Here is a 14,581-nt window from a genome sequence, read left to right as displayed (position 1 = left end):
TACGGTTAGTTTCTGCAAGTAGATCAGCATTTCAGAATTGCTGAAAAAAAAGAGAGTCCTGACCTAACCATGCCGAGAGCATCTGTGGGTATTAGGAATAATATTTTCACAAAGTGCGAAATATAAGTAGTATCCAAACTGTATTCATTGCACAGGTCGCTGAGTATCTTTCTGCCAAGCCCAGGGAAAGGGGCATCTGGAAAAGATGTTTTTTCACCAGAAACAAATTGTGGCTCTCCTGACCTGATGACATCATAGATTGCTTGCGGGGTCATATTGTTTGCCCCTGCAATATCAAGCAGCGTCTCGCTTTCATTGGTGAAAGCAATGTGTGCGGATGTGAGCTGCGTCTTCATCTGCTTGAGATCAAGACCGGTTCTTTTAGCAAACATCTGCAGGGAAGAACGTTCTGCATGGCCATACGGCGGTTCACCATATTTCTCTGCAGCGGCATCCTTAAAAGAATTTCCAAACTCCAGGATTGAGCTGAAAGGAGGGATGTTCATCAAGGTGCCAATGGTACAAATGGCTGTGAGGAGCAAGGCGACATTAAAAGCAGTGGTGAAAACTTTCACCTTCCTTGTTTTATCCTTCATATAGGCCAGCATGGGCTTCCAATTATAGAAGAGGTGCAGAAGACCTGCGACCAGAAAGAGAAACCCGATATTGATATGAATATCACCCCATTGGGTTTTGCTGAGCCCAATAAATTTCCACTCAGACCAATATGCCACTCGCCCCTCAGGAACAATATAGAGGACAATGCTGGTGAGAACCAATACAATAAACGAGAGCAGCATGGTGAGTGAGGTAATTCTTCGTAAATTCATAATACAGCCTCTTTCTGGAGTGTGGAATGAATGGTGCTGCCAGCGGGCAGCATGCGGATGTGTGGTCTGAATATGTATGGTTAAGGAGCCCCTTAATTCGATTGGTATTATATTTTTTATAATTTATGCCAATATACTTACGTGCAATGCAATTGTCGAGACAAGCGCTCTCCTTGTTTTCTGCATGATGCAGACCGGCTGTGCAGAGAGATGAGGGTACCATGATACTCCAACTACCTGGTATTTCTATGAAACCCCACGATCAGACCGATATCAGATCCCATATTTTTCGAGTTCACGCCAGGAAAAGCCCTCTATTCTTTCAAGATGGACGCATTTCCATTGTCTTCGTGGTATATTTTTAGGAATGTAAGTATCCGAAATTAGATAATTACAAGAGGGAACATTGAAGAACAACCCTTTCAGTACAAAATGATACTCTGCCTGCTCTCACTGCAGAATGTCAGATCCTCTTGCCAGCAGTAAGACAGAGCTCATCCACCCAAAACCGAGGAGGTTTGCAATGTTATGGAAGCAATTTTTTACTCCGGTCACTTCAATTGATGCCATCCAGGCCAAAAAACTCGTCACAGATGAAGGCGCCGATAATGTCACCTTCCTTGATGTTCGCCAGCCTAACGAATATGAAAATTTTCATATTCCAGGGGCGTACCTTGTTCCTCTGGGAGAACTGGACAAAAGACTGGGGGAACTTGATCCCAAAAAACCTGTAGTTGTCTACTGTGCTATTGGTGGTCGCAGTCGAGTAGCTGCGCAAATGATGGCAGGAAAAGGTTTTACCCAGTTATACAACCTGAGTGGCGGGATCAAGGGATGGAACAGTGAGGTCGCCATGGGTTCTCCAGAGCTTGGCCTGGAAATTTTCAGTGGCGCAGAAACTCCTGAGCAAACAATCATTATTGGTTATGGCCTGGAACAGGGCCTGCGGGAATTTTATCTTGATATGCAAAAAAATGTCACCTCAAAAAAAGCAAAAGACATGTTCCAGATGCTGGCCGATATTGAACTGCAGCATGAGAAACAATTGCTGAAACTCTACAAAGAGATGACAGGCAGCAGCATCTCTGAGGAAACCTTTCAAACAGACAAAGTACAGCCAGCTATGGAAGGTGGTTTAACCACTGCACAATATCTGGAACGTTTCAGCCCGGACCTCGAATCAGAACTGGATATTCTTTCCCTTGCCATCTCCATAGAAGGTCAGGCACTGGACCTTTACCAGCGGGCTGCAAATAGAGCTGAGCAGGAAAACGTCAAGACAGTTCTGCGACATATCGCCAATGAAGAGCGCGGCCATATAAAGAAATTGACCGAATATCTCGACGCAATGGCATGAGGTGAAAAATGGCAAAAAAAAAGCTGGTACTGATAGGCGGCGGACACGCCCACATGGTCACCCTTTCCAATATTCATACCATTGTTGACAAAGGATATGATGTAACGGTTATTCAGCCGTCAGACTACCACTACTATTCAGGCATGGGACCTGGAATGCTCGGAGGAACCTACCACCCCGATGATATCCGTTTTGCCACCCGCAAAGTGGTAGAGCAACAGGGTGGAAACTTTGTTTCAGGGAAGGTGACCTCCATTGACCCTGAAAAACAGGTGGTTCGACTGGAGAATTCGGAGCAGGAGATTGAATATGATGTTTTGTCATGCAATGCTGGCTCCTTTGTTCCCCGGGACATCATACAAACAGACAGCCCTAACATCTTTACGGCCAAACCCATTGAAAGCCTTTTTCAAGCACAGGAAAAGATTCTTTCGCTGAGTAAAGAGCGCCCTCTTCACATTGCCATTATCGGTGGAGGCCCTTCTTCAATAGAGATTGCCGGGAACGTGCAGCAACTCTGTCAGCATCAGGGAGCGCACCAGCCACATATTTCCATTTATGCCGGCAGACAGATTATTGCTGGCAAGCCCGCTAAAATTCGGAAGCTGGCCCTGGCTTCGCTTACCAGAAGGGGCGTAAAGGTCCTGGAAGGGACCTATGTCAAAAATATTGATCAGGGTATGATTAACCTGAAAGATGGCACCAGTTACCCTGCTGATATTGTTTTTCCTGCTGTGGGCGTACGTCCTTCACCCATTTTTGCCAATTCCGGCCTGCCTGTCGGTCCAGATGGTGGCCTCCTGGTCAATCGCTTCCTGCAGAGCACTGCTCATCCGAATATTTTTGGCGGTGGTGATTGTATTTATTTCGAACCGGAGCCACTGGATAAGGTTGGTGTCTATGCAGTCCGTCAAAACCCGGTGTTGTACCACAACCTGATGGCAAGCCTTGCCGGTGAGCCCCTGGAAACCTTTCAACCCGGCGGCTCCTACCTGCTCATCTACAATCTGGGCAACAATGAAGGGGTCTTCTGCAAATGGTTTTTTATTTTTGGCGGCAAGCTGGCCTTTAAGATCAAAGACTATATTGATCGCAAATTCATTGAAGAATTTCAGGCTCTTGAGAAGTAAAATTCGGGTTCTTCCGGCTATCCTGCGATTGAGTAGGATAGCTGGAGATTGGTTAAGGAATTGTTATACAATAATGAAAAAAACAAGTAGACTATAAGCAAAATGGCGCCAATGGAAGAGACAAAAGATACATCTGTAAACTCAGGAGTTCATACGAATATAGGTATGGATTTCCAAAAAAATTGTACGATATATTTATTTCTCGACAGCTACGACAAATTCAAAAAGTCAAAATATTTTATAATATTAGAGCATCTTGAAGATATAGTATTTGGATTTCTAGACAATGCAGACAAGTTAATAGAAATAGAAACTTATCAGGCTAAAAAAAATACAAACAAATGGACACTCAATAGCCTACTAGAAATAATAAAAAAAATATCAAAAACAAGCAGACAAATACAACTCGACAAACATGATAAATCTGAGAAATTCTCACAAAAAAATTATTTCGCGACAAACAACTCAATAGACCTGAAGTGCTCAGTAAAAGGGAAAAATCACAATAAAGTTATAAATGAAGCATGCCATACAATAAAATACAGAGACCTTGACATAAATTTAAAAAATAAAATATGTAAAGGAAACAAAGATGTAACCTTTAGCAAAGATGATATTTTAAATTTTAATACTCTATATTTCAAATTCATAGACTTAAGCAGAACACCTAAATCTCAACTTGAGCAACTAATTGGAAAGTTTAATGCTGTGTTCGGTGATAGCATTGTAGACCATAAAGCAGCATTATATACATTTATATTACACTTAAAAGGAATAGAATCAACATTAAATCAATCGAATAAAGCTGAATTATGTGACAGCACTAAGCGAATAGAATCAAATCAAATCCAAGACATAATAAACATTCTAACAACTAAAAAAATGGCTTATGATTTTTGGAGAAAAAAAGGTGATGGAATATGTGAACAATTAAAGGTGAGCATGTTTGATGTTACAACTTTTGAATTACATTACCAAAACAGTTTCGACAAATTCAAAGACTTAAATGAAAGTGAGCATAGAAAAATCCACAGTTTCATCACAGAAAACAAATCTATATTTAAACATCATTACACTGATAAAGGTTGCATATCTGCAATTGTTGCCGAGTTTAACAAAACTAAATCTACAACATTAGGAAACCTGCAGCTTAAAGCAATAATATCTGCTGCATATGTTGAGGTTAAAAACACACAATGAAGCCAATCATACGATTCAATAGTTTCCTTGTCTATAGCGAGGAAAACAAAAAGTACTTCTTTTCATATTTTAAAAATAAAATCAATATAATCTATGGAAAAAACACCTCTGGAAAAAGTACGCTTATACAACTAATTTTGTATTCATTTGGTATTAATGACAATAAAATTAAATTAGCAGAAATACTATCTGAAGAAATATTTGTACGCCTCGATTTCACAGTGAAAAGGGGAGAGAGAGAAGATTTATACACCTTCATCCGTACCGACGAAACACTTGCAATTCAAGAGAATAGAGACAAGGTTGTGAGGTTTAATGGGATAGGGAACGATCACTCACAAGAACATATTAAACTTAAAAAATACCTAAGTAATATGTTAAATTTTTCATTGGAGCTTGAGTCTAATTCTGGAATAACGAATGGCCCAATAGAAACTATGTTTTTACCATACTATGTCTCACAAGATGTAGGGTGGGTTTACCTAAGAAAATCTTTTAGCAATTTGAATTTTTACAGAAAATTCAAAGAGGATTTTCTGGATTATTATTTAGGCATTGAGAATGCAATAGATCGGCAAAATAAGAGAAAAATAGAAAACGAAATTAAAATTATACAACAAAAAATTAACTTTTATATTGATATTGAAAAAAACAATCAAGATTTCGAACTATCAAAAATCCTTGACGATTCTATATCCGGAAAAGCAAATGAGTTGCTCGAAAAAATATCATCACGAAAAGACGAAACCCTATCTATCGAAAAAGAGTACGTAAAAGAATCCAACAAGTTAAGTTTTTTGACTCAAAGGCTATCAGTTGTCTCTAAAGTCAAAAGAAACCATAAAAATCAAGTCCCTGGCCGTGATAAATGCCCTACCTGTAGTCAGATCTTACCCAAAAGCATTGAAAAAATTTATGGATTTTTTCAAGAAGAAAATGACTCGATTTCATTGTTTGGTGAATTGAAAGAAAAAATCAAAAAATCACAATCTAAAATAAATTCATTAAACAAAAAATTAATAGAACTTAGGACTGCAAACGAGACTGATCACAAGATTTTTAACAAATATTCAGAAAGTAACATAACTATCGAAAATTACATTGGAAACAAAGCCACTGTTTATCTACATAATAATTTAGTTGAAAATGTCGGCAAATTAAACATTGAACTTGAAGCCAAGCGCACGGATTTAACGGAATACAAAACAGATCAGGAAATATATACTGAAAGAGCAAAAAAAGAGAAAATTTTCAAGGATATTTTCCTTGAAAATAATCTTAAATTAAAACTACCACATTTAAGCGAAGAGAGATTCTATAAGTTATATGATATTTCAAGTTTTCCTTTTCAAGGGGTTCAACTTCATCTTGCGGTTCTCAGCTACCATTTTTCTTTCAATTATTTAATATCAAAAACACATTATGCACATAGGTTACCTTTTATCCTTGACAGTATCTTCAAAGAAGACATTGAAGGAGGAAACAAAGAATTAATTTAAAAATTCATTAACTCTAGATCCCCAAAAGATACTCAAACCATAATTTCTATTGCTGATGATAAAAATATTGATTCAAAAATTGTCCATTACTACGAAAAAATATTTAAAGGAAATGCCCACTTAATATCTATTGGCAATGGCACAATGGAAAAGGCTTTACTGTGTAAATACGATAATTCTCAGGATAAATTAATCGAAAATACCTATACAATACTTGAAACATTATAGTTATCAAAATGTATAACGAATAAGGTTAGATCGTGAGAGCGGAGCGAACCAGGATCTGAACCGTTTGTTGGACAAGCCCGGTTATATAGAAAATAGTTTTTTGGGTTTGATGACTTTGGATTAGACAGAAGGAAAACAATGGGGTCAGGTCTTGAAAAATCATTTTATATGATTTAAGATCAGCCTATGGCAAGACAACTCAGAATAGAATATCCAGGAGCGATATATTATATAACCTCTCGAGGAAACGCCAGGGAAAGAATTTTCCTGGAGGATGCGGATCGACGCATATTTTTGGATGTTTTTTTGGAGCCGTAGTGGAAAAATACAATTGGCTGTGTCACGCTTATTGCCTGATGGACAACCACTATCACGTCCTCATCGAAACGTTTGATCCAAACCTCAGCCTTGGAATGCGGCAGTTGAACGGAGTATACACGCAGAGCTTCAACCGCAGACATTCTCGCGTGGGGCACGTTTTTCAAGGGCGGTACAAATCTATACTCGTTCAGAACGATGCACATTTACTTGAACTCTGTCGATATATTGTTCTGAATCCGGTTCGTGCAGGTATGGTTAATCAACCAAAGGCATGGGGGTGGAGCAGTTACAAGGAAACAGGTTACGCCTGCAAAGTTTCTAAGTTTTTGACGGTGGATTGGGTACTGGGACAGTTTGCGAATGAAAAGGATGTCGCCCGTAAAGGATATAGGAAGTTTGTTGCAGCCGGCGTGGAGGTAATGGATGAAAGTCCATGGAAGGAATTGGTCGGTCAAGTAATATTCGGCGGTGCAGACTTTATATCGGATATTCAAAGCCGAATATGTGAAGCAAAAGCAATCGGCCAGATCCCCCGTCCCCAGATATTTGCAGAGAGACCTTCCTTGAAAAATATTTTCCGCCTGAAATTCCCCAAAATAAAACATTACGCAATGAACAAATCAAAATCGCTCATATTATTAACCCGGTGGTGTAATAGATCTACGCTGCATACTTGATCGCCGGATACCTGAAATAGCTTTTTACTCTTGAAGGAATTTTCTGGAACATTCTCATGTGACTCAATGCTTTGCTCTTCAGATCCTTTTGATTTCTAGCTGGTGATGAACTGCGGATTCCCGTTTTTAAGTCGCAATTTAGATACTCGTCAGGATTTAATTCTGGTGAGTAAGAAGGGAGATAAAAGACCTCGATCTCATCCTCGTTCCGTGCGAGCCAAGCTTTGACTAACTTGGCATGATGCACACGTAAATTGTCCAAGATCAAGAATACGGTACGCTTTGCATCTTTAATCAATCGCTTCATGAATTTAATGAGAACACGAGCTGTCATGTTGCTTTCATACATCATGAACTGCAACATCCCTTGGTTTGTAACCGCTGAAATCATGTTGAGTGAGAAGCGCCTGGCATTGATGTCAACAACCGGTGTTTGGCCTCTCGGGGCGTAGCCACGTGTATGCTGACAATCGTTTCTGATACCGGTTTCATCACCCCAATAGATTTCAGCGTCATCCCTTTTGGCGAGCTTATGAATCTCTGGATATGTTTTATCTATCCATTTTTGCACGGCTTTCGGATTTTGTTCATACGCTCTTTTGAGTGGCTTTTGAGGTGTAAACCCCCAGCGTTTCATGTAGTCACTCATTGTGCGAATCGCGATTTTTACCCCCAAATTTTGGTAGATAACAGCTTGTATTGCCTTACGGTTCCAGAGGGCAAAGGGAAGATTCAGCTGCTGTGGACTCTTGTTAATCAACAGTTCTTTCAGCTTATCCTCCTGTTGCTGGGTGAGTTTACGATTGTCGCCGAGAGTTCTGCCTCGTTTTTTGAGCTTTATGGCTTTCTTGCCACCCTTTTTCCAGGCGCGAATCCACCTGCACAAGACGTCATAGTGGACTTGAATAATCGCAATAATTTCTTTACGACTCTTGCCTTCTTGGAAGAGCCGGATGGCTTGGTTTCGATTGTATTGTTGAACTTCCCTCGGGAGGTTTCTACCGTCTGTTTGGTTTGTTGTTTTCATGCAGGAAGTATAACATAATAAGATCTATTTGGACACCGGGTTAATATCTATGGATATAATTAAAAGGCAATTGCAGAACACCTGAAAATCCATTACACCACTGTTAGCAAGATAGTTAAAAAGTAATTTTTCAAGACCTGACCCTGTTGTTCTAATTTTACAAAAAAACAGATAGATTTTTTTATGGTTCTGGTGTAATAAAAATTACTTTTGTAATATCTCACAAATCTCTATATGGGAAGAGGATCGGTATTGCCTTCTAACATTCTTCTAAAATATTTCTCAACAGGAAAAAAATGACTCAGGAAAAGAAAAACCATTTAACCCAGATCACATGCTCAGGCTGCAAAAGCGTTTTTTCTATTGATTTGAATCAGTTACCAAGAAACAAGGTTAAAGTAAAATGTAAAAAATGTGCTAATATTATTATCCTTGAGAAGCCTTCAGTCAAACCCGTTGTGTCACAGTCAGCTACCAATTCAATATCAAAAATATGCCCAAAGTGTAATGCTGTTAATAATAATGCTACAGAAATGTGTGAGTCCTGCGGTATAATTTTTTCAAAATACAAAAAGTTTCAATCTGAAGCTCCTAAAGAGGAAAAAATACAAAAAACAAGAGAGGATGCTAAAGAAAATAAAAATCAGAATCAAGATAAAAAGAGAGCATTGCCATTAAGCTTTTCAAAAATTAAAGAAGAATTTCTCAGTTTCAATGTCTGTTTGAAAATTATTTTTTGTATACAGCAAATTTTTATACTTGTTGCTTTTACATCATTTGCATTACATCGCAGCATCTTTAATCTCATTTTTAGTACCATCATAGCCCTGCCTGTATTTGTAATAATTCCTTTTTATTTCACTGCATTTGTAAATCGAAGGGTTCATAATGAGTACTCAATTTTTTATAAGTATCTTTTCCCAGAAGGGGTAATGCAGCAGTTAGATTATTTCTTGGGGACGTTAATTATTCAAAGTATTCTCATAGCATTAAGCTTTTATTATGTATTAATGCTGAAATTTATATCTAATTCACCCGATGGTGCTTTAGCCTTCGTGTGGGCGTTATTTGGAATACTTTCTTCTGCATGCATGGGAGTCCTTATTATATTATTCCTTATGCTTATCAGTTCGTTTATAATAATCTCTTTAAAACGAATTTCAGATATTGGAAAAAGCCGTTGGTTGGCTTTACTGTTCTTTATTCCAGGTGTGAACTTAATTTTTCAGATAAGCTTGTATTTTATTCCAAGCAGCCATGATGCATAGGTAAATATTTTGAGTCGCCTCAATATTTGTGCAGTATTTCAAAAAACTGTTTTTGATTGTAAGTGTTGTTTTTAAATAATAAAGAGGGTTGAGTTCTATTTATACATCAACAGCCAGATTCCAGCCACGGCTATAACCGCACCGGTAAAGGCCTTCATGGACACATGCTCTTTGTGGATATAAATAGAAAAAGGGATGATGCAGATCGGAGTTAATGATAAAAAGGTCGAAGCTATCCCCGCCGTGAAGTATTGAAGAACCATCAAGGAGAGAGATACGCCTATAAATGGGCCGATCACAGCTCCTGCAGTTGTAAAGGCAACGTCCCGAATATCTTTGACTGCCGTTGCAACCTGACCCCATTTCCTGGTTAGAGTGAAAAAGAGGATAAAACAGGCAAAGGCCCTGATCTGAGTGGCAGCAAAGGGGTCCAGAAATCCTTCTGCTGTCTGCATCCCGGCTTTACTCAATACATAGCCCCCAGCTTGTCCCAACATGGCACCGATGCCGAATAAAACCCCTTTAAAATTAGCCTTGCGGCTGAATTTTTGACCGGGTAAGGGGAGCTTGCTGTTTTTCTCAAGGATGACCATACAGACACCGGTCAGGGTGACCAGCATCCCGGCCCATTGCATAGGCAGATAGGTCTCGCCTAAAAAGGCCCATCCCAGAATAGCTGTCATGGGGGCAGACAAGCTGAACATAAGCAGGGCTAGGCGTGGCCCCAGTTCCACCAGAGCCTTGAACAGACAGATGTCCCCCAGGAAAAAACCGATTGCCCCAGATAGCCCCAAATAAAGCCATGCCCGGGCCGGGAAATGTAAAGGGATCAGATACCCGTGCCTGCTATAAAGATAGCAGGAGAACAGAACCAGGGCTGTAGAGATCCTGATGATATTGACGAGGATAGCCCCGATCCGTCTGGATGCCGCTTCAAAAAACTGGACGCTTACAAGAAACAATGGGGTCAGGTCTTGAAAAATCACTTTTTAACTATCTTGTTAACAGTGGTGTAATGAATTTTCAGGTGTTCTGCAATTGCCTTTAAAGTATATCCGTAGCTAATATGAGCGATTTTGATTTGCGCATTGCGTAATGTTTTATTTTGGGAAATTTCAGGCTATTGAGAAGTGAAAATGCAGTAAAATGCGGGTTCTTCCGGCAAGGAGGTCCTGCACCACGGCATCAGAACAAACGGGGGTGTCTGGCAGGCCAAGTTCAAGGCCGGTGTCGGTTGTCTGGTCTTTTTGCTGGTAATACTCAGTCACCACCCGCCAGATATCGAGATTGTCTGCATCTCTGAGCAACTTGGAAAAAACAGGCAGGTTGCACTTTCCTCTGTCGGCAGGAAGGTACGATTGTGGCTGGTGATGATGCGTAGAACAAGATCACGAACGGAGCCATCCAGCCTGGCCAGGACATTCTTTTCCTATAAAATTTTGACGCCAAATCATGCATAGTTGACCGATTTCCCATCTATAAAAATAACAAATAATTCCATTTAAAATGACTCCCCCCCGACAACTCCCTGCTCTATGGACACATCCAGCAATCGTCATTCCTGTGTTTTTGATTGTTGTTAACCTGGCCTGTGGATTCATCGCTGTTGAATTTCGCTATCCCTTACTATGGGGGGTAGGAGATGTATTTTTAAAGAATATGCCTTGCCTCTAAACTTAAGCTGGGCCACTGCTCACTGGCCTTCGATGATCATCCTGAGCGTATTACTGTTTCGAATGCGGGGGTGGAAAGAGACTCAAATCACCAGGATACGCTGCGTCTTCCTGGCAGGTATTGCGCTGTGCATCGCGACTGAATTCATCTACGGTGGGGGAAAATTTCATCGCATCCCCTTTGTGCTGTTCGTCCTCGTCGATTTGTCAGTTGCTTTTAGCCTGTCTCTCTTGCTTCATCAACGTCGAAGACCATTTGTTGCCTTATTGTTATTATTGGTTGTTCTATTGATTGGGGCAGCGCCAACCCTGCGGTTTGAATACCAAAAATATCTGCACGACCAGAAAATGATCAAAACAATAGAGCGAGAGGCAGAAAGGACTCGGCAGATAAGAAATGAGGAATCAACCATTCAAAATGATATTTCAAGTCAGAGAGAGAATTCTGAATTCAAGTAATAAATGCAACACGCTTGCCAGTGAAAACTTCCAACGGGAACCTCTTTTTAAGACCTTTCTCAGGTTTGCTGAACCTCGCCGACGAACTTGACGTTATGCATATTTATTTTTATAAAGGCCAAAGATGACTTTCATATACGAAAGAGTTCCCCAGTCTATTACGAGATTTTTAAAAGAAAATGAATTAATAAAAAACAGATTACGTCGAAGAATAAAAGTACTGGATGCTCCGTTGTCATATACACATGACAATCAAGACGATTTGCCCAGTTACTTTATTTCTTTATTCGGACACAGGCCAACCAGTGAAAGGTGGACTGCAATATTTTGCTATAAAGGAGAAATATCTTTCTTTGATTATTGTGTAGACAGCGTAAATAGTAAAAAGAATACTTTAGATACCTATTTAGGAAATTTAAAAGTCGATAATATTCCCTCATCAGAAATAACGAAATTTAGTTTAAAACATCCAAGATTTAATTTCCTAAAAGAGATAATGTTAAATATTCATAATCGTGAGTACAAGTTAAAATCCAAAAAAGTTAATCTAATACTTGGAATACCATTTCGTTTTGATGATCATTAATACCTTTGATACTCTCCCACGAACCATCGCGCAGGCGCTGCCCAGGAAACCTCGCAGATTCTCCGCCAGCGTGTGCCGCTCTATTGATTTGTGAAGTCTCTGCGTGACACCATGGTCTCACCCCTCTGATGCTGCAAATGATGTCTTTTGGTAGCAAACCAGGGGTTATTGCAGAGGAAGAAGGAGCTAAAACCTGCTCAATATCTTTTGTCTCTTCAGATTGTCAGCAATCTAATTAAGTAAGCCTCGACTACTTTTTTAAGGAGGCCTTGAATAATTTTACATTCGTTTATATTCGAGGCCCAGGGAGAAATCCACCCCACCTATCTGATTGATATATCGACGTCTCGTTCTTCGCTTTGTCGGAGGATAATTTTTTTTGCCTGTAACGAAGAAGATGGACGAAAGACTGATTATTAAAGCTTCCATTATATCGCAAGTCCTCTATATTGACTTCGTGTGATATTTTGTGTAAGGGTTTCATTTTATTACTCTAATTCGCAGTATATTGATGTGGTCATGTCGACCGAATAAGAGATTAAAGGGTTCCCTAAAAACAAGGAGGCACGAATTAATGGCTCAAACAGACACAAACGTTGTTATTGATGACAGCCGCAGCAGCTGGTCTGATCTCTGGACAAAGGAGGATTACCTTGCCATCTGGCTGGGGTTCTTAATCATTGCCGTAAGTCTCACTGCGTATTTCGGCTTTGGCCCAAAGGCAGAAATTGCCACGAAAATTCAGGCAGCAAGCCAGATACAGTCCGTCGAAGCAGCAAAAGCTCCTTTCAAGACTACAGCCTGGTATAAGGCCGAAAATGACCTCAATAAAATAAAAGGGTCTAATTCAGCCTTCGGTAAATTCGTCAGTCATTGGACGAAACATCCCGGTTACTGGAAAGACAATCCGCTTGATGCTTTCATAATGAGCGATGCCCAGGCTAAAACGCTGAATGACAAAGCAATGCCTGCCTTTGAGGACGCTCAAGCTAAAGCCGCAGCTGCTTTGCAGATGGCGCAACAGGCTGAAGAGGCCGCGGGTATAGCTGCGTTTACAGATCAAACCTTAAATGGAGCAGCCATTGCAAAGATAGCAGACTGGCGGGCTCTCGATAAGAAAGCCTCATCTGCAAAAAAGAAGACAGCAAATAAAGCATATAATTTCATTCCGACCCTGATCGGTCTATGCGCCTTCTTCATCGTGATTTTTGGAACAGGACTCGCGCTTATGAAGAAAAGCTTTTCAGAATTTGCGAAAGGCTTCGTTATTGTTTTTCTGGTTGCCGTTCTTGCCTATATGCTCGGTGGCCAGGCGATATCTAAACAGTATGGTTTTGGTGCAGAGGCCTGGGGAATCCTTCTCGGGATGATTATCGCCAACAGTATCGGTACCCCCAAATGGGTTCTGCCAGCCTGTCAGGTAGAATTTTTTATCAAAACCGGTCTGGTTCTGCTCGGTGCAGAAGTCCTTTTTGGCAAAATTATGGCGATTGGTATTCCGGGTATCTTTGTTGCCTGGGTCGTAACGCCTATAGTACTGATCTCTACCTACATTTTTGGTCAGAAGGTCATCAAGATGCCCTCAAAAACGCTGAATGTCGTCATCTCAGCCGATATGTCGGTATGCGGGACTTCAGCAGCTATTGCCACTGCGGCAGCCTGTCGTGCTAAAAAAGAGGAATTGACGCTGTCCATAGGTTTGTCGCTGGTCTTCACCGCTATTATGATGATTGCCATGCCTGCCTTTATTAAAGCAGTGGGGATACCGGAGATTCTTGGTGGTGCCTGGATGGGCGGAACCATCGATTCAACCGGTGCAGTTGCCGCAGCGGGTGCATTTCTTGGTGAAAAAGCGATGTATGTAGCGGCGACGATTAAAATGATTCAGAATGTCATGATCGGTGTAACCGCTTTCTGTGTTGCTCTGTACTGGTGTACGAGAGTTGAGCGTCAAGCGGGTAAAACTGTCGGAGCTGGTGAGATATGGCTTCGTTTCCCTAAATTCGTTCTCGGTTTTCTTGCTGCTTCCATTCTGTTTTCAATTATCGACAGCAGCTTGAATGCTGGAATGGCTGATGCAATGCTTGATCAGGGTGTGGTTCGCGGGGGCACCAGACTGATGCGTGGATGGTTCTTTGCGTTGTCGTTTGCGGCAATCGGGTTATCAACGAATTTCAGAGAATTAGCCAAGTATTTCAAAGGTGGCAAGCCCCTTATTCTCTATGCATGCGGACAGAGTCTCAATTTGATTCTGACACTGACCATGGCATATATCATGTTCTATCTGGTCTTCCCGGAAATTACCGCCAAGATCTAAACAGAACTT

General features: G+C 40.6%; 13 protein-coding genes. 9 read left to right on the top strand and 4 right to left on the bottom strand.

Annotation, left to right across the window (positions count from 1 at the left end; translation table 11 throughout):
* Window positions 1–23: 23 nt before the first annotated feature.
* Complete coding sequence (locus tag JWG39_RS13105; RefSeq protein ID WP_205219871.1) at window positions 24–830, bottom strand: DUF4405 domain-containing protein; 807 nt, start codon at window positions 828–830, stop codon at window positions 24–26.
* Window positions 831–1,353: 523 nt separating this feature from the next.
* Here JWG39_RS13105 and JWG39_RS13100 point away from each other — a divergent pair.
* The 5 genes from JWG39_RS13100 (at window position 1,354) to JWG39_RS13080 (ending at window position 7,242) form a co-directional block, all read left to right on the top strand.
* Window positions 1,354–2,187 (top strand): rhodanese-like domain-containing protein, encoded by an 834-nt coding sequence (locus JWG39_RS13100; protein ID WP_205219870.1) that lies wholly within the window; start codon window positions 1,354–1,356, stop codon window positions 2,185–2,187.
* Between the two features lie 8 nt (window positions 2,188–2,195).
* The gene (locus tag JWG39_RS13095; protein WP_205219869.1) at window positions 2,196–3,317 is read left to right on the top strand and encodes an NAD(P)/FAD-dependent oxidoreductase; all 1,122 of its coding nucleotides are present in this window, start codon (window positions 2,196–2,198) and stop codon (window positions 3,315–3,317) included.
* A 111-nt stretch (window positions 3,318–3,428) separates the two neighbouring features.
* Complete coding sequence (locus tag JWG39_RS13090; RefSeq protein ID WP_205219868.1) at window positions 3,429–4,517, top strand: hypothetical protein; 1,089 nt, start codon at window positions 3,429–3,431, stop codon at window positions 4,515–4,517.
* Complete coding sequence (locus JWG39_RS13085; protein ID WP_205219867.1) at window positions 4,514–6,016, top strand: hypothetical protein; 1,503 nt, start codon at window positions 4,514–4,516, stop codon at window positions 6,014–6,016. The genes JWG39_RS13090 and JWG39_RS13085 overlap by 4 nt, the downstream gene beginning before the upstream one ends.
* A 545-nt stretch (window positions 6,017–6,561) precedes the next feature.
* Window positions 6,562–7,242 carry a transposase gene (locus tag JWG39_RS13080; protein WP_205219866.1) on the top strand — a complete coding sequence of 227 codons (681 nt, stop codon included), beginning with the start codon at window positions 6,562–6,564 and terminating at the stop codon, window positions 7,240–7,242.
* Here JWG39_RS13080 and JWG39_RS13075 read toward each other — a convergent pair.
* Complete coding sequence (locus JWG39_RS13075) at window positions 7,226–8,269, bottom strand: IS630 family transposase (RefSeq protein ID WP_205219865.1); 1,044 nt, start codon at window positions 8,267–8,269, stop codon at window positions 7,226–7,228. The two genes, JWG39_RS13080 and JWG39_RS13075, sit on opposite strands and share 17 nt — an antisense overlap.
* Window positions 8,270–8,565: 296 nt before the next feature.
* On the opposite strand from JWG39_RS13075, the gene JWG39_RS13070 reads away from it, so the two are divergent.
* On the top strand, window positions 8,566–9,537 hold the full coding sequence (locus JWG39_RS13070) for a DUF805 domain-containing protein (RefSeq protein WP_205219864.1): 972 nt from the start codon (window positions 8,566–8,568) through the stop codon (window positions 9,535–9,537).
* Between the two features lie 95 nt (window positions 9,538–9,632).
* Here the strand turns inward: JWG39_RS13070 and JWG39_RS13065 are convergent, their stop codons facing one another.
* Window positions 9,633–10,523 carry an EamA family transporter gene (locus JWG39_RS13065; RefSeq protein WP_205219863.1) on the bottom strand — a complete coding sequence of 297 codons (891 nt, stop codon included), beginning with the start codon at window positions 10,521–10,523 and terminating at the stop codon, window positions 9,633–9,635.
* A 129-nt stretch (window positions 10,524–10,652) separates the two neighbouring features.
* A complete protein-coding gene (locus JWG39_RS13055; protein WP_205219862.1) occupies window positions 10,653–10,844 on the bottom strand; it encodes a hypothetical protein in 192 nt (63 codons plus the stop codon).
* A gap of 357 nt (window positions 10,845–11,201) precedes the next feature.
* On the opposite strand from JWG39_RS13055, the gene JWG39_RS13050 reads away from it, so the two are divergent.
* The 3 genes from JWG39_RS13050 to JWG39_RS13040 all read left to right on the top strand — a co-directional run bounded on the left by JWG39_RS13050 (window position 11,202) and on the right by JWG39_RS13040 (window position 14,572).
* Window positions 11,202–11,669 carry a hypothetical protein gene (locus tag JWG39_RS13050; RefSeq protein ID WP_205219861.1) on the top strand — a complete coding sequence of 156 codons (468 nt, stop codon included), beginning with the start codon at window positions 11,202–11,204 and terminating at the stop codon, window positions 11,667–11,669.
* Window positions 11,670–11,793: 124 nt separating this feature from the next.
* Entirely contained in the window at window positions 11,794–12,255 is a 462-nt protein-coding gene (locus JWG39_RS13045) for a hypothetical protein (protein WP_205219860.1), read from the top strand.
* Between the two features lie 574 nt (window positions 12,256–12,829).
* On the top strand, window positions 12,830–14,572 hold the full coding sequence (locus tag JWG39_RS13040) for a YeiH family protein (protein WP_205219859.1): 1,743 nt from the start codon (window positions 12,830–12,832) through the stop codon (window positions 14,570–14,572).
* The last annotated feature ends 9 nt before the right edge of the window (window positions 14,573–14,581 follow it).

The sequence above is a fragment of the Desulforhopalus vacuolatus genome, assembly GCF_016918505.1.
GTDB lineage: Bacteria > Desulfobacterota > Desulfobulbia > Desulfobulbales > Desulfocapsaceae > Desulforhopalus > Desulforhopalus vacuolatus.
This window is presented reverse-complemented; position numbering and strand designations above follow the sequence as displayed.

What these genes read in the sequence shown, in the direction of transcription:
- JWG39_RS13045 (WP_205219860.1), top strand. Translation starts at nt 11,794, where the DNA reads ATGACTTTCATATACGAAAGAGTTCCCCAGTCTATTACGAGATTTTTA.
- JWG39_RS13105 (WP_205219871.1), bottom strand. Translation starts at nt 830, where the DNA reads ATGAATTTACGAAGAATTACCTCACTCACCATGCTGCTCTCGTTTATT.
- JWG39_RS13085 (WP_205219867.1), top strand. Translation starts at nt 4,514, where the DNA reads ATGAAGCCAATCATACGATTCAATAGTTTCCTTGTCTATAGCGAGGAA.
- JWG39_RS13095 (WP_205219869.1), top strand. Translation starts at nt 2,196, where the DNA reads ATGGCAAAAAAAAAGCTGGTACTGATAGGCGGCGGACACGCCCACATG.
- JWG39_RS13070 (WP_205219864.1), top strand. Translation starts at nt 8,566, where the DNA reads ATGACTCAGGAAAAGAAAAACCATTTAACCCAGATCACATGCTCAGGC.
- JWG39_RS13090 (WP_205219868.1), top strand. Translation starts at nt 3,429, where the DNA reads ATGGAAGAGACAAAAGATACATCTGTAAACTCAGGAGTTCATACGAAT.
- JWG39_RS13040 (WP_205219859.1), top strand. Translation starts at nt 12,830, where the DNA reads ATGGCTCAAACAGACACAAACGTTGTTATTGATGACAGCCGCAGCAGC.
- JWG39_RS13100 (WP_205219870.1), top strand. Translation starts at nt 1,354, where the DNA reads ATGTTATGGAAGCAATTTTTTACTCCGGTCACTTCAATTGATGCCATC.
- JWG39_RS13075 (WP_205219865.1), bottom strand. Translation starts at nt 8,269, where the DNA reads ATGAAAACAACAAACCAAACAGACGGTAGAAACCTCCCGAGGGAAGTT.